This is a genomic window from Pedobacter sp. BG31, from assembly GCF_042464845.1.
GTDB classification, from domain to species: Bacteria; Bacteroidota; Bacteroidia; order Sphingobacteriales; family Sphingobacteriaceae; genus Pedobacter; species Pedobacter suwonensis.
The window spans coordinates 588,949-615,769 of record NZ_JBHNZK010000001.1; the positions used below are offsets into that span (position 1 = coordinate 588,949).

The following is a 26,821-nucleotide window of genomic DNA, read 5'->3' on the forward strand; positions in this document are numbered from 1 at the left end:
CAAGATAACGAGCAAATTAAAACGCTTTTTTGTGTAAAGCGTTATCCCGCCCAGCCATCTCTATCCAAACTTCTGTAATTGATTGATTCGGCCAAGTGTTCGAGCTCTATATTTTCACTATCGGCTAAATCGGCAATGGTTCGCGCAACCTTTAAAATCCGGTCGTAGGCACGGGCCGATAACCCTAACCTTTCCATTGCTGTCTTTAATAAATGGGTTCCGGCTTCGCTGATCCGGCATACTTTGCGCACCATTTTAGGACTCATCTGGGCATTGCAATGCAGGTCTTCTCTATCCGCAAAACGTAGATCCTGGATTTCCCTTGCTTTAATGACTCGTGTCCTGATGTGATTGCTTTTTTCTGTTTCGTGTGAGGAGGCAAGTTCTGTAAAATCAACAGGCGTTACTTCCACATGCAGGTCAATGCGGTCTAGGAGTGGTCCTGATATTTTACTCAGGTATTTTTGAACTACACCGGGTGCACACACACAATCTTTCTCCGGGTGATTGTAAAAGCCACAAGGACAGGGATTCATAGAAGCCACCAACATAAAGCTGGCCGGATATTCTACTGAAAACCTTGCCCTGGAAATAGCTACTTTACGGTCTTCCAGAGGTTGGCGCATGACTTCTAAAACGGTTCGTTTAAATTCTGGCAATTCATCTAAGAACAGAACACCATTGTGGGCCAGCGATATTTCTCCGGGCTGTGGATTCATTCCGCCGCCTACCAACGCAACATCGCTAATGGTATGGTGCGGAGAACGATACGGACGGCTTGTCATTAACGCGTCGCTCGCAGCGAGTTTTCCGGCTACAGAGTGAATTTTTGTGGTTTCTAAAGCCTCATTTAAATTTAACGGGGGCAATATAGTGGGCAGGCGCTTGGCCAGCATAGTTTTGCCTGCTCCTGGCGGACCAATTAAAATAACATTATGACCACCTGCAGCTGCGATTTCTAACGCTCTTTTAATATTTTCCTGACCTTTAACATCTGCAAAATCGTGTTCGTAATTGTTGATGTTTTTTAAGAATTCTTCTCTGGTATTTACTTTAACCTGTTCAAGTACTTCGCTTTTGTTAAAGAAAGCTACCACCTGTGCCAGGTTTTCCACACCATATGCAATTAAATCGTTTACAATGGCTGCTTCACGAACGTTTTGTTTTGGTAAGATAAAGCCTTTAAAGCCGTCTTGCTGCGCTTGGATGGCAATTGGAAGGGCACCTCTTATGGGCTGGATACTTCCATCCAAAGACAGTTCGCCCATTATAAAGTAGTCTTCCAGTTCTTCGGCTGGGATTTGCCCTGATGCCGCTAAAATGCCGATGGCAATTGGCAAATCGTAAGATGAGCCTTCTTTTTTTATATCGGCTGGTGCCAGGTTTACCACTATTTTCTGTTTAGGCATGCGGAAACCTGAAACATTGATGGCACTGGCCACCCTTTGCAAACTCTCTTTTACCGCATTATCTGGCAAGCCCACCATATAGTATTTGGTGCCTGCGCTAATATTCACTTCGATGGTTATGGTTAGTGCATTTACGCCATAAACAGCACTCCCGTATGTTTTTACAAGCATTTAGTTAGTTCAAATAAAGTCTTATGTAAATTATTCGGGATGAATATTGATTCTAATATACAGATTATTTAAAAAAAGATCAAGCTTTTGTATCTATTGGCGGATCGTTTTTTACCAGCCATTGTTAAATAAACCTGATTGTACGAATGCCGATTCCTTCTATCGGCAGCAGGGAAAGCAGGGCTGAAACCCCCTATAGAATACCAACATTCATTTCCAAAACCGATAAAACAATAAATCCCGACCATTGCTGATCAGGATCTGTATGATTTTAAAGGACGCTGAAACAAGTTCAGCATGACGCAACTACTAGCCTTACGCCCTAAACCCTTTACCCCAAACCTTTTAATCTATCTGCCAAATGGCATTTTAGGCATGCCTTTCATCATGGCTGCTGCGGCTGCAGGATTAGAAAACTGCTTCATCATTTTACGCATGTCTTCAAATTGCTTAATGAGTTTGGTTACCTCTTCAACCTTGCTTCCTGAACCTTTTGCAATACGTAAACGACGACTTTGCTGAATACTATCCGGGTTTTCTTTCTCAAATGGTGTCATTGAATTGATGATGGCTTCAATTGATTTGAATGCATCATCCTGGATATCTACATTTTTCATCATTTTACCTACACCTGGTATCATGCCCATCAGATCTTTCATGTTACCCATTTTCTTGATCTGCTGAATCTGGTTGTAGAAATCATTGAAATCGAATTTGTTCTTACGTATTTTCTTCTGCAATTCTGCAGCTTCTTTCTCATCGAACTGCATCTGAGCACGTTCAACCAGTGAAACCACATCACCCATACCCAAAATACGCGATGCCATACGATCCGGATAAAAAACATCCAGGGCTTCCATCTTCTCGCCAGTACCAATAAATTTAATCGGTTTGTTTACCACCGATTTAATGGAAAGGGCTGCACCACCGCGGGTATCACCATCCAATTTGGTTAACACAACGCCAGTAAAATCTAAACGGTCGTTGAATACTTTGGCCGTGTTTACTGCATCCTGACCGGTCATCGAATCCACAACAAATAAAATCTCGTGTGGTTGAGTTTTGGCTTTAACTTCAGATATTTCGTTCATTAACGACTCGTCGATCGCTAAACGACCAGCCGTATCAATAATGATGACGTTATTCCCATTTTGTTTACCGTGTGCAATACCTTCTAAAGCAATGCCAACAGGATCATTTGAGGCGCGGTTCGCATAAACAGACACTCCAACAGAAGTTCCTAAAACCTCTAATTGGTCTACGGCCGCCGGGCGGTACATATCGCCTGCCACCAATAAAGGTTTTTTGCCCTTACCTTTCAGGTGTAGGGCCAGTTTACCGGCAAAAGTAGTTTTACCTGCACCGTTTAAACCTGCAATTAGAATGATGGTAGGATTTGCTTTTGTATTCAACTCTGTAACTTCGCCACCCATTAAGGCCGCAAGTTCATCGTTCATTATCTTGGTAAGCAATTGACCCGGAGAAACCGCGGTAAGTACGTTTTGCCCCAGAGCTTTCTGCCTCACCTCATCAGTAAAGGCTTTTGCTGTTTTATAGTTAACATCAGCATCCAGCAATGCTTTGCGGATTTCTTTCATGGTTTCTGCCACGTTGATTTCCGTAATACTGCCCTGCCCCTTTAATACTTTAAATGCTCTGTCTAGCTTGTCCTGTAAATTATCAAACATCTTTTTTTAAGCTAAAAGCCTTATGCCAGAGGGCAAAAAGCTACTTGTTTTTAATAAAAGGCAAATGTATCAAATTTTGCTTGTAAATCGCTGCACCTCAAAGTCAAAAATCTTTTTTTGAAAATGAGCAGTTTGTTTTATTGGGGCTGATTTCGGTCAATGGCTTTAATCTATTTATAGTGATTCTATGGAAAGGCGAAGCAGATTGAAGATTTCTTAATTAGACTTACCTTGCTTTTGCCGGACTTATCCCAAATTTCTTGCTAAAAGCGCTGCTGAAATGCTGTACTGAAGAATAACCCAGTTCGTCGGAGATATTTTTGATGTCTTTGCTGCTATCGGCCAGCAGTTCTTTAGCACGCATTAATTTATAATCGCTCAAATAACCAAAAACAGTATTTTTAAACACTTCTTTAAAGCCGTGTTTCAGTTTAAATTCATTTATACCTGCGGTTTTGGCCAGTTCAGTTAAAGACGGTGGATGATTGGCATTGGCCAGCAAATATTCGCGGGCATAATAGATCCGTTCTTTATCATAAGCTGATTTAATAGCAGAATTTACGGTTTTCTTAGCTGCTTCTTCAAAAGCCTGAGCCTGTAGCGCAAGCAGTTCCAGGCATTTAGATTGAAGAAACAATAACTTTAATCCGCCTGTAAACTGACAATTCATAATATCTTTTATACAACTGTGCATAGCCAGGCTGATGGGGAGGTTTTCTGATGAAATTTCTACCGGACGGTTGTTCATAATGTTTTCAGCAAAATTCTTTAAAAGGTTGCTGCTCTCACTGGTTAAATCGATAAAGCGGTTTCTTTCAAAATTTACTTCAAAAAATTTATGCGGTTCGTTGGTCTTGAATTCTGCCGTCCCATCAAAGTCGGGGCTATAGATAATATTATGCTGGTTTCCTTTGATATTCAGGCGTTTGTTGGTGAGGTAATTTTCCATGATGCCCCCGCCAGCGAGTGCAAAATGAAGTTCCACCATATCAGGTTCGTCGAAAGCTTTAATGCGCAAACGGCTCTGCTTTACCAGCATATCGCCATAAACAATATAAATGCCCGAAAAAGCAATCTGCACAATCTCTGCATCACCAAATGGAAAACTGTATTTGTCGCGCCGCTCAGTTACCAGCGCCGGTTGAAGTCCGGCATTGTCAAACATGCTTCCTACAGTATAATGCTTATTGTCGCTATCGTAAATCTTTAAGGCCATAAAATCCCTTTAATATAAACTTTAATCCTTTTGATATAAAAAGGGGCCTTAATCAGACCATTACTTTTGTTCAAAGTTACTAAACAAAAAGATACGATGACAAAATTACCATCCTGGCTGGCCGATACAATGGAAGAAGTGATCAGCAATAAAATATATCAGGTAGAGGTTGTAGAAACTAAAATGTTAAGCAGCAACTTAAAGTGTGTTACCTTTAAAGGTGGTTTTTTCGAAGCTGAATTTATTCCGGGAATGGAAGTGCTGTTTAGGGTTAACGCAAACGAATACCGTCATTATACACTGTCTGCCTTTGATAAAACGAAAGAAACCTGCGAAGTGATCTTTTATTTAAACAGGCAGGGACCAGGGAATCATCTGGCCGTAAATATCCGAAAAGGAGACCGTTTAAAATTAATTGTAGACCGGGCAAAGGTAAAATACAATGAATCATCTAATCAGCATTTCTTTTTTGGCGACGAAACCAGCCTTGGTTTGTATGAATCGTTAGGTAAAAAGGTAATTGATGAAGATGTAGAGTATTTTGGCATTCTGGAACTTCAGGAAGAAAACCTGAATTCTGTGAAACACCTTAAATTATTGATTGATACCGTACCCTCTGACCTGAATGCCCCGGCGAAAAATGCCATCAGCTGGATGGAAAATATGCACCCGCTTTGTTGGGAAATGTGGCAAAATGCTACGTTCTATTTAACAGGCAGGGCAAAATCAGTACAGCAGTTTAAACGGTACCTAAAACAAAGGGGCGTAAGCTTCAGGCAGATTATAACAATGCCCTATTGGGAAATGGGTAAAGTTGGTGGTGGGTAACCTATCTTGGAAAGGTAAAGCCAAAACCAAGCGCTAAAGTCTGGTTAGCCTGTATTTTGTTTGTACCTGTATCCTGATCAAACAGGAGTACGCCAGTTAAACTTGTGTTCATAAAGCGATTTATTTTTGCTGTTAAGGCAACATCTAAGCGGTGATCTATATTACTCATCTTAAAATCCTGATATGGAATGAACATCTGATAACGTGCTTTAAGATTGGTATTGGTAAAAATATCTTTATCAATTGCACTTACAATCTGAAAAGCCAGCTCATTACGTACTTTTTTGCCATACTGTACCCCAAAAACAGTAATTTTTGATAGATCGGCATTAGCAGGAGGCGTAGGAAAAAGTGTTTCATCCAAAACAAAAGTTTGGCGTGCCGTACCGGTACCTATACGAGTAGAAAAATATTTTACAGGCTTATACTCAAAACCTATAGATTCTGTGATATAACCAGGACCCATAAATTTTGAAATCAGCTTGGCGGTTTCCTGACCATTTACCATACTATAAGAATAACCATTATCAAACTGGGATTCAAAACTTAACGATCCAAAGAAGAACCAACTTTTCGATAATTGAAAAGACGCTTTATTATCCCAAAAAATACGGTCGTTGGTTTTCTTTTGCAGCTGATCTTTATTTTTGATTTTGCCATATTGCAAAACCAGCTCGCTTACATAACTATAACTATCTTTATTGTATTCTGCCTTCCAGTTAACCAAACCGCCAACGGCTACCGAATTGGTACCCCCACCCTTCCAGTTATTACTGAACTGCGCCTGGTTAATGTTGATGCCGATATTGGTTCTTGTTTTCCAATAATTAATCTTGGCGTTTACCACCAAAGGCTTAATTTTTACAGGTTCAAAGTTTAACGGGCCCTGTCTGCTTGGCAGTGGACTGCGTTTCAATTTAATGTTCAGGTCTTTAGTATTGATTGGAATAGTATCAATTTCCTGTGCATGTAATTGGGTAGAGCAGAAACTTAGAATCAGGATGATGGCAGCTAAACAGTTCTTCATTACCTACAAAGAAAACGAAAAATTTTAGAGATAAAAAGCATTTAACAAAATGATTACCAGAACAGCTATTCAGGTAAAAGTAGAGAAAATAGTTTCACCTTATCTTGATCCAGCCATACCAGTTACCATTTTTAAGGTAATTTAAATCAGTTTCGTGAGTGTAAGCTTCCTTTTCAAAAACAATATTCCGATAGGCCAGATTGTGTTTTTTGTATCTGATCAGGTTGATCAGATAGTTAAGCAAATATAAGATATAAAAAGGGAATACAAGTAATTCCAACTGTTGACGCAAGTGGATTTTCTCGTGGTTGATAATTTCCTGATCGTTTTTAAACGCTGCCGATTTTAGCAGAATAAATGGAAAGATGGCCATGCCTGCTGCGGGTAGTTTTTTAACAATCAGGACTGGTGCGTTCACAACTTATCAATCGTTATTTTGGGTAATGCAGGTAATTGTAAGGCCTTAGGGTTTAACCTGTAGCTTTTATAGGCGTTTCTGATGAAAAGATTAAAAGCATAATCTGTAGCATCCAATACAAATTGATAGGTTGGGCGGTATTGCTGCATAAAATCAGTCAGTTCAGCGTCTTTTATGCCAAGTACCTGACTAACCAGATTGGCGTTGAAGCGATAATCGATCAGGTCTTCACGATAATCTTTTTCCAGGACTTTTTGCAAATGACGGGCATTTCTCCCCTGCCTGCTTAACAGGTTATAAATGGCATCGATACCTAAGCCAACACCGCCGTTGCCTAAATTCAATAAATCTTTACTACTCCCTTTCAAGGTTTGGTAGCGGTATTCCTGAACATTTTTTTCATATTGCTGCTGCGGGGTCAATCTTTTTTGTTGAATAACTACATCACGTAATCTGATACCGAGCGATCTGAGTTGAAAATATGCAGCAGTTTGCCCTTTGAAAACAATCGTATCTACGCCATAACCTGATAAAGCTGCAACCAAGGTATCACCAGGAAGAGCAAACGTGTTAAATTCGCCTTTTGTATTGTTGTATAAACCATCACCCGTACGGACATTATAAATATAAACCTTCGCTAAACGTTGCTTGGTTTCCTTATCAATAACAATACCCTGCACAGGTTTATTTTGTGCGTAAAGCCACGTAGAGAAGCCAAAAACAAGTATAAAAGGAATAAAAAATTTCATTCAGCTATAAAACTACAAATATCTTGCTGGCTATTTTTTTACTTAACATTATTTAACCTTCAATGTTTGGCCTATTTTAATGGTTTCGGTGGTCATTTCGTTCAGCATTTTTAATTCATCAACGGTTAAATTAAAGCGTTTGGCTATGTTGTAAAGGGTATCACCTTTAACAACGGTATAAGTGCCGTCGGCAAGGATCGGTTTAGCACCGGCAGGTGGCGTTTCTACGGGGGTAAACTTAACCTTTTCCTTTGGGATATTTTGATTGATTTCTGAAAAGACACGATCCTCTCTTGCAATTTTTTGCTTTTCGCTTTCCGGTTGATCGTATTGGTAAAGCTGGTATTTTTCGATGGTGTTGATGAGCAGATCGGGATATCTTGGATTGGTTGCATAACCCGCTGTTTTCAATCCCTGTGCCCAGCTCTTGTAATCGTTTTTGTCCAACTGAAAAAGAAAACTATAGCGTTTACGTTTTAAAAACTCCGAATGGTCTCTAAACGATTCGCGGGCATCTTTGTATACCCTAAAACAATCGTTTTTCTGGTCGTCATCACGGAAATAGTTCTTTCCCTTCCAATCTGAAGTACATTTAATGCCGAAATGGTTGTTGGCATACTTGGCTAAGTCGCTGTTTCCACTACCCGATTCCAGGATTCCCTGTGCAAGAGTAATACTTGCCGGAATACCGGCGGAGTTCATTTCTTCTATAGCCACACCTTTAAATTCATCAATATAACTTAAGGTGTTGTAACTCTTATAATTGTTGTTGTTTGCTTTGTTCGCTTCTTTTTCAATCTTTTTATTGTTTTTAGAAAATTTTCTGGTACCGCAGGAACTAAAAAAAACAAGGATTGCTGCGATTAAAAGGTAATGATGATATGAACGCATTATATGGTGATGTTTAATCGGTTAATGGTTTAATTGATGAAATGTGGACTGAAAACTGGTTAATTGTGAACTCAGTTCCCAACTCAAAACTTAATTCGCTGTCCCGGCTTTAAATTTGCCTTTCTAATGCCGTTTTTTTGCATAAGGGATTTAACGGTTGTGCCTTTCTTTTTGGCGATAATACTTAGATTATCGCCAGATTTAACCGTATATAACTTTGTTTTTCTTTTATTTTTTGCCCGGCGGTGTACAGGAGCTGCATAAACAGGTTCTACATAGCCCTCCGGCCGCTCATCATATTGATAAAGTTCGTATTTTTTAATTAAGCCTATTACCTGACTGGCCCAGCTTCTGCTATGGGCGTAGCCACAGCGGCGGATGCCATAAGTCCAACCTTTATAATCATACTGATCATACTTCCCAAAAAGATTGTTAAAAGGCTCCCGCGTTTCCATAATTTCTACAAAATGGCTGTAAGATTCGTCGGCATTTAAATAATCACGATATGAGGAACGGATTTCCGCGTTGTTATTTGGTCCTTTTACACCGAAATGGTTATTGAGGTGCTGTGCGATTTTACTGTTTCCGGCGGCAGATTCGTGAATGGCAACAGCTAAAATAACACTGGCCGGAATTTTATGATCATGCATTAAACCTTGTGCACACGCTACATGTGCTGCAATATAGTCTTCAGTATTCTGTGCTTTCGCGATAATTCCTGTTAAAAGGAACAGGCAGAAAGTAAAGATTTTTTTAGTCATGGTTAACTGTACAAATTATTTAATTGGTTAACTATACGATTAACCGATTAAAACAATTAACCGATTAACCACAATATATTAAGCTTTCTTCCTGATCACAAACAAACCATCCCGCACCGGTAGAATTAATTTCTCAACACGTTCATCTGCAGCTATCTTATCGTTAAAACTAGTAATATTTCTGGTGTCTTTATCCTGTTTCTCCTGAAGTACTTTTCCACTCCATAATACATTATCAACAATGATCAGCCCGCCTGGGCGAACACGCTCAAAAATGAGATCATAATATGTACCGTTGTTTTTTTTATCTGCATCGATGAAAACAATGTCGAAAACTTCATCTAAACCTGCAATCGTATTGGTAGCATCGCCGAGGATGTAATGAATCTGATCATTATAGGCTGATTTGGCAAAGTTATGGCGAACCATGTCTTCCAGTTCTTCATTAATATCCAGCGTATACATTAGGCCGTCTTTAGTTAATCCCTCTGCGAGGCATAAAGTTGCGTAACCGGTAAAAGTGCCGATTTCCAGGATCCTTTTAGGGGAAACCATTTTACTAAGCATGCTCAATACCCGGCCCTGGTAGTGGCCGGAAAGCATACGGGGCATTAACACTTTAAGGTTGGTTTCGCGGTCTATGTGTTGAAGCAATTCGCTTTCAGGTTCGCAATAGGCAATTAGTAAATCCTGTAAATCGTTGTTTATTAGGCTCATTTTTGGTTATAAACGGTTACTTTCCATAAAATATTGTAAAATAATGGTTGCGGCAATGGTATCTACCCGGTCTTTGTCTCTTCTGTCGGTTTTTTTTAGCCCGCTCTGCATAATGGCCTGCTGCGCCATTTTTGAAGTAAAACGTTCATCAACCCAATACCTTGGGATGTCGGGAAATGATTTTTTCAGCAGCGTAGCAAAACCTTTCACATGTTGAGCAGAATCAGACGGCGAACCATCCATTTGTTTGGGATCGCCCAGTACAAAGGCCTCAACCTGCTCGTTAAGCATGTATTTTTTAATATATTCAATCACATCTTTAGGATGTACCGTGTCCAGGCCTGTTGCAATGATCTGCAATGGATCGGTTACGGCAATGCCGATGCGTTTTGTTCCGTAATCAAATGCGAGGATCCTTGCCATATGTTAAGCGTTGGGTGTTTGGCGCAAAGCGTTTACTACCATTTAAAAATAAAAGCCAAAGGTAAGGTTTTTGAAATAATCAGTAAAGGTAACTATACCCACTTGGGACAAGCCCTTATTATTGATTTTTAAGTTTGAGAACGTCATTAGTAGCTTTTCTAATACGCATCATTAACGTATTAAATTCATCAATGGTGTACCATTTGTATTTTGTACTATCTCTAAATTCTGCTAAGCCGATAACGTAGTGATTTTCGTCAAAACCAACATTAGCTACCAATGTATAATGTGCAAAATAATTTCTTTCGTCATTCAATCTCCTTATTTCATCAATAAGTTTGCTATGCGGATAAGTATTACTTTTAGTTTTTATAAATCCACTAGCGATTTCTTTCTGTTCCAAAATGGTTTTAAATGAACTTCTTTTACTTTCAAAAGTCATTCTGTTAAGAACAATTGAGCGAAATGAGTTCTGCATAGCACCATCAAGAACAAAATGTTCAGCTAAATAATATTCTATAGCAATTTCTAGTACAGTAAACTCACTTATTAATTGCCCTCTGTGTAAATGAGCAACCGTTAACCAATCCTCTAATTTCATTTTTCAATAAATAAAAAAGCCCCTTAACTGGGGCTTCGCAATTATAACATTTTTAGATTTAATCTTTTAAAGCAGAAGCTATTATTTCATAATCCTTCTCAAAGTTTTCTTTTTGGTCAGCAGTATATGTTTTTATAAAAAAGCTACCGTTTACTCCGTTTCTGACATTTTCCTCACTAGGGGAAATAGGTGTGAAAGTTATACCAAATGCTGATTTACCATCTGGGTCTTCATTATGACCAAATGAATATCTTTCAACATTTTTATATGCTTTAACGTTGTAAGATTTACCATCAACTTCAATAAAGCCATTTCCAATTAATTTGATTTTTGCCATGAGTGTTAATTTGTGTTTAAAATTATTTCTTAGTATTTGAATTTTCTTTCTTAGGTTGAACCGTAAGGTTCAATAAATCATCAAACGTACCAGCAAATGATACTTTTTCCTTATATTTATCTGCTCTTGGTTTAGATGTTTTATCCTTAACCGATTTATCTTTATTCTCTTTCATCTTTTCTGCTTTAATGTAAAGATAAGGCTTAATTGAAAAAAATCAATTAGGTAGGTATTTATAAGTATGAAAAAAGAGATTCTAAAATTTGGTTTAATTACAAAGAAAACGACCATTTGTGTAAGCGAGGTTGGAGTTCTAGAAAGAAAGGCAGTAACTGTTTTTCTATTAAATGTACTGCCTATCTATTCCTACGTTGAACTGTATAGGTAATTTACTTTTCCAGAATAAAAGTCAAGGAATACATATAACTAGATGTAGAGTTGGGTATTGCTGTAGTGATACTAACTACTTTGTATCCTTCTGACAAATATTCATTCAACTTAGGATATTCCTTTTCAGTAAATTTTTCTTGTCTGTCAATGATGTTTGTGTGAGTCGTGATTGTAATTACTTTTTGCATGAGGGTTAAATTTAAGTTTAACCCAATATAATTAATATTTTCAATATTAATTCAATTCTTCTTTTTTTGTTAGTTTTCTATATGTAATTCTAGGTGTATCACATTTTAGAATTGCCATTTCAAATCTGTTTGAATCAGCTATTTTTCTTGTGTTGTAACGATAACTGGTTTCATCCATATATCTTTGAAGATGCTTTGGAGACATATAATGGTATGTACCCACAAGCCCACGCTTGAATAAACTCCAAAACCCCTCAATATTATTGGTATGCTTATCACCTTCTGTTTTATAATTGTTTTCAGTGTGTTTAACTGTGATATGGTTACATACAGTACCCAAACCATTGTAAGACCGATAAGCATCTGTAATAAGTGTAACATTAGCATCAATGTTGCTTTTAACGATATTATGTAATGTATCAGAGTTGGTATCTTGAACCACAAAGGTTTTAACTTTACCATTGCGTTCAATCATACCAACTACTGGCGTTTTATCTTTCGCACTTCGACCTTGTGTTGAATCTATCTTTTTATTTGCATGCCTATTCTTATTTTTACCACCTACATAAGTTTCATCAACTTCAACTGTTCCTTTCATTAAAGTAGGGTCTTGGTCATTTAGCATTTCTCTAATGCGGTGTAACATAAACCAAGCAGTTTTTTGGCTTACATTTAAATCTCTCGATAGTTGTAGTGAACTAATTCCTTTCTTATGAGCCGTTACAAGATACAAAGCACCAAACCATAACCTTAATCCAATCTTTGTATTCTCATATATAGTTTTTGTTTTAACGGTAAATTTTTTGTGGCAGTCTTTATCTGAACATTTGTAGCCTCTATTGGTTACATAAGCTTTCTTAGCACTACCACAATGTGGGCATGTAATAGTACCACCCCAACGTTTTAGACCTAAATACTTTTCACAAGTTTCATCGTCTTTGAAATAGTCGAATAATTGAATAAGAGAGTTGAATTTGTTCATGTACAAATATACGACATGTCCCATATAATGCCTAATTTTTTGAGAACTATTTTATAGTTCTTAGGCAAATAGTAAACTAGGGATACAATTTTTTAAATATTATTTTATAAAATAAGTAAAGAGATATTTATGAATATGGAAAGAAAAAAAGAATGGGTTTACGAAAATAAATGGCATGAAGGTAATGGCATCGAAAATAAAAATAGGTTAACTAGACCGATTGATGATGACAAAATAGACTTACTTTATGCTTTACATGCTAGGCAGTACGATATATCTTCTGAAAGAGAGTTACTTATGGATACAATAATCTCAATGAAAGATAAATTAAGGATATTAACTGAAAAGTGTAATGAATCTATAAGAGAAAAAAATAAAATATGGTTTACTATCGGAAGAACACAAAGATTAGATTGGCATAATGAGATACCTAACCTCTATCTATAATATAAAGGAAACTTAATACTTTTTTAGCTTTAGGGTTAATCCCCATATCTTGCATTTCTAATTCTAGTAACTTATTCCTCAATGTTTTAATGAAAAATTCAGCTGTTTGAACTTTGTGTACTATTCTATCTGTTTTTTTTAATCTAGGTTTAGCAGTATCAGTAACAAAAACAAAATAACTTTTCCTTGCTTTTCCATCATTGAGAATGTTTCTTATTTCTCTATCCACAGAGAATGCTTCGTCTGCTACTACAACCATTATATTATTCTTCTAAAAGTTTATCAATTGTTATATCCAATGCGTTTGAGATAGCATGAGCTGTACTAATCGTACAATTAACTATTCCTCTTTCTACGGTACTAATTGTCCCTAATTCAACATCACATAATCCTGCAAGTTCAACCATAGTTAAACCCTTTAGATTACGGTACTTTCGCACGTTTCCTCCAAATATCTTTATCACTTTCTCGTTCCTAGGATTCTTAGTTGCCATCAAAACAAATCTAATTCTCAAAAATTTTGGAACATGAACGACATGTCGTATATTTGAATTGTTAACCCATTTAAACTAAAAATTATGCTGGAAGACGATTTAAAATTCGCAAAAATTCAACTATCAGTTCTCAAAATTGCATCACCAATCATTTTAATTCTAGGGTCAATTTATTTTTGGAAAGATAATACCGACAAAGACCCGATAGTTGGATTTATATTTTTATTGGCAATTGGAATAGGACTTAGCTTATTTATTATCGCTAGGTCACACGCTAAAAAACTTTGTATAGAAAGATATTTATTGGCTCTAAAGAATAAGAGTTTTGATGAAGCATTAAATTATGGCAGAATGTATTATGGTGTTAAAAGGAATGGTATGAAAGGCTTATCTGGGGAAGGGCTAACGATATACGATGAACAGGCAATTAATAATGATATTTCAGCATATTCTAAACTATAATTAGCCCGTTTCGGTTTTACCGAGGGCAAGGGTATTCGATTCGAATACCCTTTTTTTATTGGTAGAAAACCTTGAATTATTTCGATTTTAATATAAGGATATTTCTCTGCCAGTGGTAAACTTTATATCAGGTTATATTGTAAATTTGAAAATATTGGTTATAAAGCCTCAACATAAAAAAGATAAAAAATAAAACTATAGAATTATGAGAACTTACTGCCTAACTTATGATGCTGTCGACAGCGACAAATATAAAAAAGACCCAAATTATTTTCGAAGATTAATTGTTAAGACACTTTTAGAAAATGACTGTGAAAATTTCCACATGCCAGTATCTTCAACTATTATATTTGACTATCCTTTTTCACTATTAGATAATTTAAACCTTAAATTTAGAATAGGTGTTGGTGCGCAAATCTATTATAATCTATGTTTGGTTTCAACAAATGGAAACAGAAGTTTTATTGTTGGAAACCCAGATAATAAATTATCACAGGAGTTTGATGAATTTGTCAAAAGTTTATAATTTAAAATTGCGCCAGTCATGCCAATCTGGAAAATCATCAGGTAGTTGATAATCCTCATCTATAGGTTTGCTATAATTTTTATTAATCATAAATCTTAATCTATAATACCCAATTAAGATTCTGTACCATAAAATTGTTGTCCACTTTAATCCCATAACTTTTATCTTTATTATAAATAGTAGAATAAATAAAAAAAATAGAAAGGAGTAATAGAACACCAGATAAAAACTAAGAAATAATAGGTTTGATATAAATACCCTTTTTTTATTGGTAGAAAGCCTTGAATTATTTGTATTTTGATTTACATTTGAGTTAAGAATAATCAATTAATGGTCTTGTCCCAAGTGGGTATAGTTACCTCAGTAAATCTAAGCGGTAATGTCCTGGTAACGTGTTTGTTGTTGACTGAAAAATTGATTCGTTCTGTTTTTTGGAAAGCAAAACCTGTGGTACTTGGGTAGGTGCTGTCCTGCTGTATGCTTTAGCCCTCATGCTTCGGGGCTGCCGCTCCCATCAGGTTTAGTTGATGCAGGCCAGTGCGGTTGGTTAAAGTTGAGTAGTGCGCTATTTGATGTTTCCGAAGCATTACTGATTTTGTTAAATAAACCTGATAGAACGAAAAGCCCGGAGCGAAGCGAGGACTTGAAGGGATAGCAGGACTGCATTTGCCATTGAAACAGAACCAGTCATTTCCAAAAAAATAATAATGAAACTTCGCTATCGCTGTATGATGGGCGGGCAAGCACTTAAATCTTGAAAACTTAAGGGACTGCTACCTGCCAAAATATGTACGCTGAACGTAAGAACATGGTCACTTGTGTGTGAATCTCATATCTATTTCTTATTTTGCACCAAATGCAGTTTAAAGAAATCATCGGACAGGAAAGGGTAAAGCAACAATTGGTGCAAACGGTTAAGGAAAACCGCATTAGCCATGCACAGCTATTTTTGTCGCCTGCCGGTTCTGGAGCTGTACCCCTGGCTATTGCCTATGCGCAATACATCAATTGCCTAAACAAGGGCGAGCGTGATAGTTGCGGAGAATGTTCGAGCTGCAGAAAGTACGAGCGTTTAATTCACCCCGATCTACATTTCTCCTATCCTTTTTTCGCCTCAGCAAGTGTAAAAACGGCTGTGGATGTGCTGGAAGAATGGCGGGGCATGTTACTGCAGGATCCTTATTTTGATATGGATATCTGGCGTTCTAAACTTGATGCAGCCAATAAACAGGCCAATATTAATATCGCAGAATGCCACGATATTATTAAAAAGCTAAGTTACAAAGCCTTCGAAGCCGAAACCAAGGTTTTAATTATGTGGCTTCCCGAATACCTGGATAAGGCCGGGAATGCCCTGTTGAAATTAATTGAAGAACCGCCGGCAAATACCTTATTTATTTTAATCGCCCAAAGTCAGGACCAGATTTTAACCACTATTTTATCCAGAACGCAGATTGTAAAGATCCCAAAACTTTCTTCGGAAGAGGTGACCGGGTATCTGTTAAATTCAAGCGGGTTAACGGAACATCAGGCTATTGATTATTCTTTTTTAGCCGACGGGAATTTAATTGAAGCAAAAGCGCTTGCAGCAGATACACAAAGCGACAGTTCAGGTACATTTACGGGCTGGTTAAGGATGGGTTTTGGCAATAAGGTACCCGATTTGATCGATTTTACCGATGAGGCGGCCAAGTGGGGAAGAGAAAACCAGAAGAATTTTTTAAAATATGGCGTAAATTATTTACGCGAGTGCTGTTTAATTTTAAGTGGTGCCGAAGAATTGGTTAAATTACCGCCGCTTACCTTTGAAACCGCCAAAAAACTCAGTACACACGTGCTTACCTTGCCCATGGCAGAGGCCATTATCAGCGAATTGGAAAAGGCACATTACCACATTGAAAGAAACGCGAACCCGAAAATTCTGTTTTTAGATGTATCTTTACAATTGGTAAAAATTATCAAGTTTAAAACGCTCCCTGCGGGGACTCAATATATATACAATTAATATGGGATGTGGAAGTTGTTCAACAGGTGGTGGTTGCACCCCTAATGGATGCAAAAGTAATGGCTCATGTGGCACCGGTGGTTGCCAGACAATGGAAGTGCACGATTGGCTGTCTAATTTGGATATGCCTTCTAATTATAAACCTTTTCAGGTTACAGAGATTAAATTTAAGGGCTCTCGTAAAGAATTTTTCCTCAATAGCGATAATATTTACCTTGAAATTGGAGAACTTGTTGCTGTTGAAGGACCAACAGGTGGCTTTGATGTAGGACACGTTTCGCTTACCGGCGAGCTGGTGCGGATCCAGATGAAACGCCGCAAAACGACTCTTGATCAGGTAACCAAAAAAATATACCGTAAGGCTACTGAAGCCGATGTGGAGAAATGGAATGCCGCCAAAGGAATGGAATGGGAAACCATGCACAAGGCAAGAAAACTGGCATTGGATCTCCGTTTGCAGATGAAAATCAGCGATGTGGATTATCAGGCCGATAAAACGAAAGCCACTTTCTTTTATACTGCTGATGGACGTGTGGATTTCCGCGAGCTGATCAAAAAAATGGCAGAAAGTTTTCGTATCCGCATTGAAATGCGCCAGATTGGGATGCGACAGGAAGCCGGCCGTTTAGGTGGAATCGGTTCATGCGGTCGCGAGTTATGTTGCTCTACCTGGTTAACCAATTTCAAAACGGTTTCTACCGCTGCGGCACGGTATCAGAATTTATCACTAAATACCTTGAAACTTGCCGGGCAATGCGGTAAATTAAAATGCTGCTTAAACTATGAGCTGGATACCTATCTGGATGCGTTGAAAGATATTCCTGATAGGATTGAAAACCTGGATACCGAGGCGGGTTTTGCTCGTCACCAGAAAACGGATATTTTTAAAAAAATCATGTGGTTCAGTTATCAGGGCGATGAAAACTGGATTCCGGTTAAAGCTGCACGTGTAAAAGAGATCATGGCGATGAATAAGGCGGGTAAAAAAGCACCGAACTTAAAAGAAGAAGCCGTTCAGATTGCTGCGCCTGTTGTAGTAGAGAAATCATTTGATTACGAAAATGTTGTAGGGCAGGATAGTTTAACCCGCCTTGATGAACGTTCTCGTGGTAAAAACAACCAGAACAGGAACAACCAAAAAAATAACCGCGGTAATAACCAGAATAAGAGAGAAAGAATTACTGCCGGAGAAAAAAGCACAGGTGCTAATAACGGGCCTCAGCAGCCTCAACAGGTTACCCAAAAAGCGCAAAAAAGTGTAAAACAACAAACTAACGGAGGAAAGTCGCAACAAAATTCTGGTCAAAAGCCTCAACAGGCGGTACCGAAGCCACAGCATGTAAATGGGCCTAAACCGCAAAATAACAAACAGAAGCAGCCACAGGGCCCAAAAACAGTAGTTAAAACTGAGGGGAATGTTGGCGTAGATGGTGCCAGGCCAGAGCAGGGCAAAAATAAAAGCAGAAATAACCGTAGGAAAAACAATAACCGCCGAAACAATAATAATGGCTCAGAAAATAAACCTGCTGCTGAATAAAAGGCAAATCATTTTACTTGCCTTTTTATGGATGGTTACCCTTTCTGTGGGTTGCATAAACAGTGTAGTTGATAGCAATGTAGAAATTGCCGACCGCAGGTGGACTTACCGAAACCATGTTTCTACAACGTTTGATATTAAAGATAATACCAAGGCGTATAATATTTATTTTAAGTTAAGGCATACCGCTAATTATAAATATGCCAATATTTTTATCCTCGCCCATTTTAAAGATGGTAAAAAGGTGGTAACCAAACGTTATCAATATAAACTGGCTAAAAATGATGGCGAATGGTTGGGTAGCGGTTCAGGAAATGTATTCAGTTATACCTTACCCATGTTGACCAACCATTATTTTCCACGAAATGGTAAGTTTGAGATTGAGATTGAACAGAACATGCGCGATAATCCGCTCCTGGAAGTGAGTGATGTTGGTTTAACTGTAAGTGAATCCTTAACTAATTGAAATTAATCATTCGTGAAAATACCTCTCTTTAGATTACTCTTTTTGGGTTTAATCTTAACGCTTTCATCATGTGTAACTGTCTATCAGCTCAGCCCGGCGAAAAACAACTTCAACTACAAAAACAATATTGAATATGAAGTTTATGGAATGAGTTTTGCAAGTCAGCAAGCTACAGGAAACAGCCGGATAGTTGCCAAAAAAGGCTATACCTTTGTTAGCGTAAAGACGAAAGTGACTAACAAAACCAATGAAACCATTGATATAGACTTCTCAGAAGTTTCATTACCGGATCTTGTAAATAAGGTAAAATATCCGGTCTCTTTTGTTTACCAGGCTACAGTTGTATCAATACCAGCAAAAAATAAAACAACTTTAGGTCCTCAAAAAAGTTTAAAAAGAATATTGCTGATCACCTATCCAGATAAAATGAAGCCTGAACTTTTAGAAATTAATGGTGAAAGGTATGAAATTCAGTTTTCAAAGTAATTTATAGGTGTTTTAACAGGTTTTCCAGTTTCATTCCCCGCGAGCCTTTGAGTAATACTAAATGATTTTGAATCAAATTTTCTTGTAAGTACCGGTCAGCCTCGGCCGGCGTTTCGAAGAATATACCTTTAAAATTGTCTTTAAATGCGTAGAAGTCCTTCCCGATGAAAATGATTTGATCTAAACCACTTTCATTGGCTTGTTTTGCAATAAGTCCATGCTGATTTGGGGACTCAGGGCCTAATTCAAACATATCTCCCAATATGGCAGTCTTTTTATCTGCCGATATTACCGATAGATTTTTCAAAGCCGCTGACATACTGCTTGGGTTGGCGTTATAAAAATCACAGATCACCGCATTTTTCTCCGTTTTGTTGAGTTGCGAACGGTTATTTTTCGGTTGATAATTTGATAAGCCAATATTTATTTCTTCAGGCGCCATGTCGAAAAAATCGCCTATGCAGATTGCAGCCAGAATATTTTCGAAATTATAACTGCCGGTTAAATTGGTTTTTACCGATGATGAAACCTCATGATTGGTCCAGCTCACTTCGATAAAAGGATCGCTGCTTTTTAATTCCCCTTTAATGGCATTTCCATTGTCGGTTCCATAATAAATGAGCTTGTTTAAACCCGCAGTCATGCTCATTTCAAGCAAATGCGGATTGTCTCTGTTGATAAAAGTATAACCATTGGTTTGTTTAAGGTAAGCATAAAGTTCAGCCTTACCTTTTTTTACGCCTTCAAAGCCACCAAAACCATCTAAATGTGCCATGCCTACATTGGTAATAATGCCATGGGTGGGCTGTGCTATAGTAGATAGTAATTCTATTTCTTTCTGGTGGTTTGCGCCCATTTCAATTACCGCAATCTGCACATCATCTGTAATAGATAATATGGATAGCGGAACACCAATATGATTGTTTAAGTTACCAAAAGTGGCAAAAGTCTTATACCGTTCAGATAAAACCGCATTTATAAGTTCTTTGCTCGTTGTTTTTCCATTACTACCCGTTAAACCGATAACCGGTATACTAAGCTGTTTGCGGTGATGGCGTGCCAGATCCTGTAAACAGCTTAGCACATCCTCAACCAATAAAAACCTATCGCTTTGCGCATATTTTTCTTCATCAATTACAGCAAATGCAGCCCCTTTTTCTATGGCCTGGGCGGCAAATTCATTGGCATTAAAATGATCTCCCTTCAAGGCAAAAAAGATACAACCGGGTGTAATATTTCTTGTATCAGTGGATATGGTTGAGTTTTTCTGGTAGTGTTCGTATAATTTTTCGGTCGTAATCATGCCTATGGTAAAAAATATCATGTAAAATTAAGCTTTTGCGACAACAAAAAACAAAATTTGTACATTAGGTAAAATTATTTCTTATGAAAAGACTCTTAACGATCTGTTTAATCACCCTTGGCGTGGTTTCATTTGTGCACGCACAAATACAATCTCCTGATGAATTTCTCGGATACCAGTTAGGTTCGCACTTTACCCCTCACTATAAAGTCGCTGATTATTTTAGGCAAACCGCTTCTGCTTCTGCCAAAAACATGAAATTGATAGAATACGGAAAAACCAATGAGGGCAGACCGTTAATGGTGGCAGTGGTTTCTTCACCAGAAAATATAACTAAATTGGAACAAATAAGGAGCGACAATTTAGTTTTGGCAACAGGCGCTAATAATGCGATCGATCTAACCCAACAGCCTGCCATACTTTGGCTAAGCTATAATGTACACGGCAATGAGGCGAACTCTACTGAAACTGCCATGAAAATGCTTTACACTTTAGTTTCGGGCATTAACAAGCCTGCTAATGAGTGGTTGAAAAATACTGTTGTGGTAATCGATCCCTGTTTGAACCCTGATGGAAGAGACCGATACGTAAACTATTTTAACAGTGTTGTAGGTAAAACACCTAATCCCGACCCTTCATCAAGAGAACACATCGAGCCTTGGCCAGGTGGCAGGCCAAACCATTATTATTTCGATTTAAACCGCGACTGGGCATGGCAAACCCAGATTGAAAGTCAGCAGCGTTTGGCTCTATATAATCAATGGATGCCGCAGGTACATGTCGATTTTCATGAGCAAAGCTATAATGAGCCCTATTATTTTGCCCCTGCGGCAGAACCGGTTCATCAAGACATCACACCCTGGCAAAAAAGTTTCCAGGTGGTGGTTGGTAAAAACAATGCCAAATACTTTGATGCCGAAGGCTGGCAATATTTTACCAAAGAACGGTTTGATCTGCTTTATCCCTCCTACGGGGATACCTATCCTTTGTACAATGGATCAATTGGTATGACTTACGAGCAAGGTGGCATTAGGGCCGGATTATCAGTGGTGACCAATGATGGTGATACCCTAACGCTGAAAGACCGTATTGCACACCATTTTACCACAGGAATGTCTACTCTTGAAGTAACTTCCTTAAACCATCAGAAATTATTAGCAGAGTTTAAAAAATATTTCCAGCAGGAATTAGCTAATAGTCCGGGTATTTATAAAAGTTATATTATAAAAGCGACCAGTTTATCACGCTTAAAAAAACTGGCAGAACTGTTAAAAAGAAATAAGATCGAATTTGCCTTCGGTGGCGATAAAACCGGAAGAGCTTACGATTATGATACGCAAAAAGAAGAAAGTTTTAGCGTTTCCCGGAATGATTTAATTGTAAACATCCAGCAGCCAAGGGCAGTTTTGGCTAATGTTTTATTAGAACCACAAACTGTTGTAACTGATTCGAATACTTATGATATTACGGCCTGGGCCCTACCCTATGTGTACGGATTAAAGGGCTATGCCAGTAAAGAGAGTATAAAGGGAAAATTCCCGACAATTGAAGAACCAACGATTATCAATACTGAGGTTGAGAAACCCCTGGCCTGGCTTTTCAACTGGGGAACCTGCGAAGATGTTCGGGTTTTAACGGCATTGCAAAAAGAAAATATAAAGGTGAGGCAGGCCGATCAGCCATTCTCGGTAAACGGAAGAGATTATCCTGCGGGCACATTGATTGTACTGAGAGCGGAAAATGAAAAAACAATAAGGGGAATAAAAGATAAAATAGCCTTTATTGCTAAAATGCAGGATAAACCCATTCAAGCCGTAAGCAGTGGTTTTGTAGAAAAAGGTAAAGATTTTGGGTCTAACGTTTATCCATTGTTAAAACAGCCTAAAATAGCGATTGCATCAGGGGCGGAAGTTTCTTCTCTGGCCTTTGGCGAAGCCTGGTTTTTTTTGGAACATGATCTGAATCTTTCTCCTGTTATTATTAATGCCAAAGATTTAAATAGCCTGGATATTAATAAGGTAAATACATTGATTTTGCCCGATGGTAGTTATAGTGCTTTTATTGGTGACGGTTTTACTGCCTGGTTAAATAAAGGCGGAAAACTGATTTTAATGGAAGATGCCATCGAGAGTGTATTGGATAAGAAGGGGTTTGACATTAAAAAGAAAGAGGCTATTGTCAAAAAAGATGAGAAACCAGAAGCGAACAAACTTCTTTTTAAGGATAAGAATAAGGATGATTTTGAAACGACCATTCCCGGCGCAATTTATAAGATCAATCTTGATTCCAGTCATCCTTTTTCTTATGGTCTGGGCAAAACTTATTACAGCTTAAAAACCGATCGCAAAATATATGAGCCATTTGTTCAGGGATGGAATGTGGGGTTGATCAACGAAAAAAGTTTAATGGCCGGTATTGTAGGCAAAAAAGCAAGAGAAGAGCTTAAAAGCGGACTGCTTATCGGAGTGCAGGATTTCGGGCGGGGCCAGGTTGTTTATTTAGCTAACGATCCACTTTTTAGGAACTTTTGGGAAAGTGGTAAGACCTTGTTTTCGAATATCATATTTTGTGGGTATTAAAATCAGCCTGTATCTAAACTAATTGTCATTAATTTAGATCGTTTTTTTAGGTGTTAAGCTTACAAGTAAACATTAAAAAACAACCTCTTTATTACCTTTTATAAAAATTATGAAGTTCAAAACGACAGTGAATTTTTGAAGAACTCGAGAGTAAAAGAATTTTAATTATACAAAACTTTTATTTATTACATGAAATTTGTGTGTATAATAACTCAGACGATTGATAATTCTGGAACAATTCTTTGTTGGTGTAGTGTTATTCTTTTTTTTGCTGATTTTTAGTAAGATAACGTTTTTTTAGGTTAAAATTCGATTGATTTTTTCGATTTTGTATGGCTATTGTATTTTTAATGATACATGCTTTTTGTCAATGTTAAGTCATTATACCTGTGTATTTAGTTAAAATTCGTTAAAATCTTGCTTATCTCTATTATATTTAGCGATTCAAATAATTAATCATTTACAAACTTAAATTTCATGAAAAAACTTTTACAAAGTTTGTTCGTACTTTTGTTTTTTGCATCTACCGCAATAGCTCAAGATAGGACAATTACTGGTACGGTAACATCTTCAGATGATAAACTGCCGATTCCCGGAGTAAGCGTAAGGGTAACAGGAACACAAATTGGAACTGTTACAGACGCTAATGGTAAATACTCAATTAAAGTTCCCTCGGGTTCGAAAAACTTAGATTTCTCTTTTATCGGTTATTTGGCAGCGACTAAACTTGTTGGCACTTCAAATTCAATTAATGTAGTTTTGGTATCTGATTCGAAGGTGTTAAGTGATGTCGTGGTTACCGCAAACTCCATTTCAAGAGAAAAAAGAAGCTTAGGTTATTCCGCTCCCACTTTAAACAACACTGAGCTAACTTCTGGTGGAAGCCCAAGTGCAATTAGTTCTCTGGCGGGTAAAGTTGCTGGTGTTAACGTTACTTCTACTTCGAATACTCCAGGAAGTTCTGCAAGAGTTGTACTTCGTGGTGGTTCATCTATTTCAGGATCTAACCAGGCGCTTATAGTGGTTGACGGAATTCCTATTGACAACTCAAGCGTAATTGGTGGGGCATCAGTATTGTCGAGTGTTGATTTTGGTAACCGTGGTAATGATTTAGCTGCTGATGATATTGAATCTGTAACAGTTTTAAAAGGGCCTGCTGCCGCTGCACTTTATGGGTCTAGGGCATCCAACGGTGCTTTAATTATTACAACTAAAAAAGGATCAAAAGAAAAAGCAACTATCACTTTTACTAGCTCCAATACTTTTTCAAATGTAGCTAAACTGCCTGATTTTCAAAATGAGTATGGTCAAGGCTATTACGATGTTGTTGCTCCGGACGGAAAATCTGCAACTTTTGTAACCGATCTGAAAGAAAACGGAAGCTGGGGAGCCCCATTTACTGGAGTTGTTCAAGGATGGGGACAACAAATTGACGGTGTTAGATTAACAAAACCTTACTCTGCTATTCCAAATAATGTTCGGGATTTCTTTGATACAGGTTTTGCAACAGATAATAGTCTCAGCGTTTCTGGTGGTGGAAAAAGCACTACATTCTATTTAGGAATTAATGCACTTAGTTCTGACGGAGTATTTCCAACCAATAAAGATAAATATAATAAATACGGGGTTCGATTTAACGGAACAGCTGATTTAGCTGACAAACTTACGGCTGGGATATCTTTCAATTATAATAGAATTGACGCTAATCAAGTTGGGGGTGGTCAAGGCGCTGCCTCTGTTTTTAATAATGTGTTGCAAACTCCGAGAGATATCGATTTACCTGCATTAAGAGATCTAAATAACAAATATTACGGTTATGGTTATATCGATGCTGCAGGTATTCCACACCCTAACTCTTACGGTTATTATGGAACTTATACTCAAAATCCATACTGGATACTCGAAAATTTTGCAAACTATAATGATGTAAGTAGAGTTACAGGTAACTTTAATATAAATTATAAACCGTTAAAATGGTTAGATATCCAAGAAAGAGTTGGTATTGATACTTACTCAGACAGAAGAAGAACGATATCTCCAAAATATAGCTTTGTTGACATTGATCAAACTGCGGAATATGCAGGGAATAATACCAGGACCAATGTTGGTTCGTATCAAATAGATCAGTATAATGTTACCGAATTGGTTCATGATTTCATGGTTACTGCTAAACATAAATTTAACGAGGATTTTGAAGGATCGTTAATGGTAGGTAATAATATCAGGCAAAGAGGAACAAATTCACTTAGCTCTGCTACAAACACATCTGGGGGGTTAGTAGTTCCAGGATGGTACAATTTGTCAAATAGTAATGGTCCGGTAAATATCATCACTGATAATTTATCAAAGAGAAGACTAATTGGTCTTTATGCAGACTTAAATTTATCTTATAAAAATTTATTGTTTTTAGAAGCTACAGCAAGAAATGACTGGTCTTCTACACTACCTAAAAACAATAATTCGTTCTTTTATCCAAGTGTAAGTGGCTCTTTCGTTTTTACCGAATTACTTAAAGACTCACCAGTATCCAATGTTTTAAACTACGGTAAATTAAGATCAAGCTGGGCTCAAGTGGGTAATGATACCGATCCTTATCAGTTGTTATCTACTTATGGAAAGACGACTATAAATGGCAATTTTGGAAGCACAGTGTTCCCTTTTGGTAACGTTGCCGCCTTAACACCAGGCTCAACTTTAGGTAACGTAAATCTTAAACCTGAAATTACTACAGCTTTTGAAATTGGAGCAGATTTAGGATTGTTAAATAATAGGATTACGATAGATGCAAGTTATTACAAAAGCAATTCTAAAAATCAGATTTTGGCCATTCCAATTCCTAACTCAACAGGATATGGATTTAGTGTAGTTAACGCTGGTGAAGTCCAAAATAATGGTGTAGAGATAAGCTTAAGAGGAACTGTACTAAAATCTACTGATTTTGAGTGGGGTTTATACGGATCATTTACGAAGAACAAAAATAAAGTAGTTTCACTAATGCCTGGTATTGATCAGTTTGTAGTAGGTGGTTTCTCAGGAATGTCAATCGTCGCAGCAGTAGGTAGGCCATATGGCGAGTTCTATGGCGTTACTACATTAAAAGATGATCAGGGAAGGACTGTTGTAGACGAGACAACGGGCATGCCATTAAGTACTTCGAAGGCTGAGTATCTGGGCAATTATAATCCTAAATATCAAGCTTCATGGGGTACTAATATTAGGTTTAAACAATTGTCTTTAAATGTTCTGTTTGATGCTAAACAAGGAGGGAAATTCTACTCTAGGACGAGATCAATTTTAGCTTTCGTTGGCGCTTCGGCAGAAACTGGCGGAAATAGATTTGGAGAAATCTGGCCTAACTCTGTTTATCAAGATGCTTCTGGCGCATTTGTTCCAAATACAAGTGTTGGTTACGTTAAACAAGATTATTATGGTGGTAGTTTGCCTGCAGGCTTTAGTATAGTTGATGGGTCTTTTGTAAAATTACGTTCAGCTAGTCTTTCTTACACATTTAACAAGGCTCAGCTTCAACGCTTACCATTCAGTTCTATCGCTGTAGGTCTTTATGGAAATAATTTATTCATGTGGACAGCCCGTGAGAATCAGTTTGCTGACCCAGAAATTAACTCAGCAGGGGCTGGAAATACTCAAGGATTTGACTTTACTGCGCAGCCTTCGGTTCGTAATTATGGTATCAACCTTAAAGTTACATTTTAACAAATT

General features: G+C 37.7%; 27 protein-coding genes. 10 read left to right on the forward strand and 17 right to left on the reverse strand.

Annotated elements, in window-relative coordinates:
- Positions 1-41: 41 nt before the first annotated feature.
- The 3 genes from ACFE6N_RS02650 to ACFE6N_RS02660 all read right to left on the reverse strand — a co-directional run bounded on the left by ACFE6N_RS02650 (position 42) and on the right by ACFE6N_RS02660 (position 4,484).
- Entirely contained in the window at positions 42-1,580 is a 1,539-nt protein-coding gene (locus ACFE6N_RS02650) for a YifB family Mg chelatase-like AAA ATPase (RefSeq protein WP_378933561.1), read from the reverse strand.
- A gap of 350 nt (positions 1,581-1,930) precedes the next feature.
- Positions 1,931-3,268 carry a signal recognition particle protein gene (gene ffh, locus ACFE6N_RS02655; protein WP_378933563.1) on the reverse strand — a complete coding sequence of 446 codons (1,338 nt, stop codon included), beginning with the start codon at positions 3,266-3,268 and terminating at the stop codon, positions 1,931-1,933.
- Positions 3,269-3,494: 226 nt separating this feature from the next.
- A complete protein-coding gene (locus tag ACFE6N_RS02660; RefSeq protein WP_378933565.1) occupies positions 3,495-4,484 on the reverse strand; it encodes a helix-turn-helix transcriptional regulator in 990 nt (329 codons plus the stop codon).
- Between the two features lie 96 nt (positions 4,485-4,580).
- Here ACFE6N_RS02660 and ACFE6N_RS02665 point away from each other — a divergent pair, with 96 nt between their 5' ends.
- A complete protein-coding gene (locus ACFE6N_RS02665) occupies positions 4,581-5,312 on the forward strand; it encodes a hypothetical protein (RefSeq protein WP_378933567.1) in 732 nt (243 codons plus the stop codon).
- A gap of 1 nt (position 5,313) precedes the next feature.
- On the opposite strand, the gene ACFE6N_RS02670 is transcribed toward ACFE6N_RS02665, so the two are convergent.
- From ACFE6N_RS02670 to ACFE6N_RS02720, 11 genes are all read right to left on the reverse strand, one after another.
- On the reverse strand, positions 5,314-6,339 hold the full coding sequence (locus ACFE6N_RS02670; protein WP_378933569.1) for a DUF3078 domain-containing protein: 1,026 nt from the start codon (positions 6,337-6,339) through the stop codon (positions 5,314-5,316).
- Between the two features lie 94 nt (positions 6,340-6,433).
- Positions 6,434-6,757: a hypothetical protein gene (locus tag ACFE6N_RS02675; protein WP_378933572.1), complete on the reverse strand. Its 324-nt coding sequence runs from the start codon at positions 6,755-6,757 to the stop codon at positions 6,434-6,436.
- Positions 6,754-7,506 (reverse strand): hypothetical protein, encoded by a 753-nt coding sequence (locus tag ACFE6N_RS02680; RefSeq protein ID WP_378933574.1) that lies wholly within the window; start codon positions 7,504-7,506, stop codon positions 6,754-6,756. Before ACFE6N_RS02680 ends, ACFE6N_RS02675 begins: the two co-directional genes overlap by 4 nt.
- A gap of 48 nt (positions 7,507-7,554) precedes the next feature.
- On the reverse strand, positions 7,555-8,397 hold the full coding sequence (locus tag ACFE6N_RS02685; protein ID WP_378933576.1) for a glucosaminidase domain-containing protein: 843 nt from the start codon (positions 8,395-8,397) through the stop codon (positions 7,555-7,557).
- 83 nt (positions 8,398-8,480) lie between these two features.
- A complete protein-coding gene (locus ACFE6N_RS02690; RefSeq protein WP_378933578.1) occupies positions 8,481-9,158 on the reverse strand; it encodes a glucosaminidase domain-containing protein in 678 nt (225 codons plus the stop codon).
- Positions 9,159-9,236: 78 nt separating this feature from the next.
- The gene (locus ACFE6N_RS02695) at positions 9,237-9,875 is read right to left on the reverse strand and encodes an O-methyltransferase (protein WP_378933580.1); all 639 of its coding nucleotides are present in this window, start codon (positions 9,873-9,875) and stop codon (positions 9,237-9,239) included.
- Positions 9,876-9,881: 6 nt separating this feature from the next.
- The gene (gene ruvX / locus ACFE6N_RS02700; RefSeq protein ID WP_090981257.1) at positions 9,882-10,298 is read right to left on the reverse strand and encodes a Holliday junction resolvase RuvX; all 417 of its coding nucleotides are present in this window, start codon (positions 10,296-10,298) and stop codon (positions 9,882-9,884) included.
- 118 nt (positions 10,299-10,416) lie between these two features.
- Positions 10,417-10,899, reverse strand: coding sequence for a hypothetical protein (locus tag ACFE6N_RS02705; RefSeq protein WP_378933582.1), 483 nt, complete (start codon positions 10,897-10,899; stop codon positions 10,417-10,419).
- 58 nt (positions 10,900-10,957) lie between these two features.
- Positions 10,958-11,236, reverse strand: coding sequence for a hypothetical protein (locus ACFE6N_RS02710; protein WP_378933585.1), 279 nt, complete (start codon positions 11,234-11,236; stop codon positions 10,958-10,960).
- A 22-nt stretch (positions 11,237-11,258) separates the two neighbouring features.
- Entirely contained in the window at positions 11,259-11,411 is a 153-nt protein-coding gene (locus tag ACFE6N_RS02715; RefSeq protein ID WP_378933586.1) for a hypothetical protein, read from the reverse strand.
- A gap of 449 nt (positions 11,412-11,860) precedes the next feature.
- A complete protein-coding gene (locus ACFE6N_RS02720) occupies positions 11,861-12,796 on the reverse strand; it encodes an IS1595 family transposase (protein ID WP_378933588.1) in 936 nt (311 codons plus the stop codon).
- 135 nt (positions 12,797-12,931) lie between these two features.
- Between ACFE6N_RS02720 and ACFE6N_RS02725 the strand changes: the two genes are divergently transcribed.
- Complete coding sequence (locus ACFE6N_RS02725) at positions 12,932-13,243, forward strand: hypothetical protein (protein WP_378933590.1); 312 nt, start codon at positions 12,932-12,934, stop codon at positions 13,241-13,243.
- Here the strand turns inward: ACFE6N_RS02725 and ACFE6N_RS02730 are convergent.
- The gene (locus ACFE6N_RS02730) at positions 13,227-13,502 is read right to left on the reverse strand and encodes a hypothetical protein (protein WP_378933591.1); all 276 of its coding nucleotides are present in this window, start codon (positions 13,500-13,502) and stop codon (positions 13,227-13,229) included. The two genes, ACFE6N_RS02725 and ACFE6N_RS02730, sit on opposite strands and share 17 nt — an antisense overlap.
- Positions 13,503-13,506: 4 nt before the next feature.
- On the reverse strand, positions 13,507-13,737 hold the full coding sequence (locus ACFE6N_RS02735) for a helix-turn-helix domain-containing protein (protein WP_378933593.1): 231 nt from the start codon (positions 13,735-13,737) through the stop codon (positions 13,507-13,509).
- A gap of 84 nt (positions 13,738-13,821) precedes the next feature.
- Here ACFE6N_RS02735 and ACFE6N_RS02740 point away from each other — a divergent pair, with 84 nt between their 5' ends.
- The 6 genes from ACFE6N_RS02740 (at position 13,822) to ACFE6N_RS02765 (ending at position 19,219) form a co-directional block, all read left to right on the forward strand.
- Positions 13,822-14,199, forward strand: coding sequence for a hypothetical protein (locus ACFE6N_RS02740; protein WP_378933596.1), 378 nt, complete (start codon positions 13,822-13,824; stop codon positions 14,197-14,199).
- A 205-nt stretch (positions 14,200-14,404) separates the two neighbouring features.
- A complete protein-coding gene (locus tag ACFE6N_RS02745; protein WP_378933599.1) occupies positions 14,405-14,725 on the forward strand; it encodes a hypothetical protein in 321 nt (106 codons plus the stop codon).
- 856 nt (positions 14,726-15,581) lie between these two features.
- On the forward strand, positions 15,582-16,730 hold the full coding sequence (locus tag ACFE6N_RS02750; protein ID WP_378933601.1) for an ATP-binding protein: 1,149 nt from the start codon (positions 15,582-15,584) through the stop codon (positions 16,728-16,730).
- Position 16,731: 1 nt separating this feature from the next.
- A complete protein-coding gene (locus ACFE6N_RS02755) occupies positions 16,732-18,267 on the forward strand; it encodes a stage 0 sporulation family protein (protein ID WP_378933604.1) in 1,536 nt (511 codons plus the stop codon).
- Complete coding sequence (locus tag ACFE6N_RS02760) at positions 18,236-18,733, forward strand: gliding motility lipoprotein GldH (protein ID WP_378933607.1); 498 nt, start codon at positions 18,236-18,238, stop codon at positions 18,731-18,733. The genes ACFE6N_RS02755 and ACFE6N_RS02760 overlap by 32 nt, the downstream gene beginning before the upstream one ends.
- 12 nt (positions 18,734-18,745) lie before the next feature.
- Positions 18,746-19,219, forward strand: a complete 474-nt coding sequence (locus tag ACFE6N_RS02765; RefSeq protein WP_378933609.1) for a hypothetical protein — start codon at positions 18,746-18,748, stop codon at positions 19,217-19,219.
- Position 19,220: 1 nt separating this feature from the next.
- Here the strand turns inward: ACFE6N_RS02765 and murF are convergent, their stop codons facing one another.
- Positions 19,221-20,522 carry a UDP-N-acetylmuramoyl-tripeptide--D-alanyl-D-alanine ligase gene (gene murF / locus ACFE6N_RS02770; RefSeq protein ID WP_378933612.1) on the reverse strand — a complete coding sequence of 434 codons (1,302 nt, stop codon included), beginning with the start codon at positions 20,520-20,522 and terminating at the stop codon, positions 19,221-19,223.
- Between the two features lie 83 nt (positions 20,523-20,605).
- Between murF and ACFE6N_RS02775 the strand changes: the two genes are divergently transcribed.
- Positions 20,606-23,101 carry a M14 family metallopeptidase gene (locus tag ACFE6N_RS02775; protein WP_378933614.1) on the forward strand — a complete coding sequence of 832 codons (2,496 nt, stop codon included), beginning with the start codon at positions 20,606-20,608 and terminating at the stop codon, positions 23,099-23,101.
- A gap of 477 nt (positions 23,102-23,578) precedes the next feature.
- A complete protein-coding gene (locus tag ACFE6N_RS02780) occupies positions 23,579-26,815 on the forward strand; it encodes a SusC/RagA family TonB-linked outer membrane protein (protein WP_378933616.1) in 3,237 nt (1,078 codons plus the stop codon).
- The last annotated feature ends 6 nt before the right edge of the window (positions 26,816-26,821 follow it).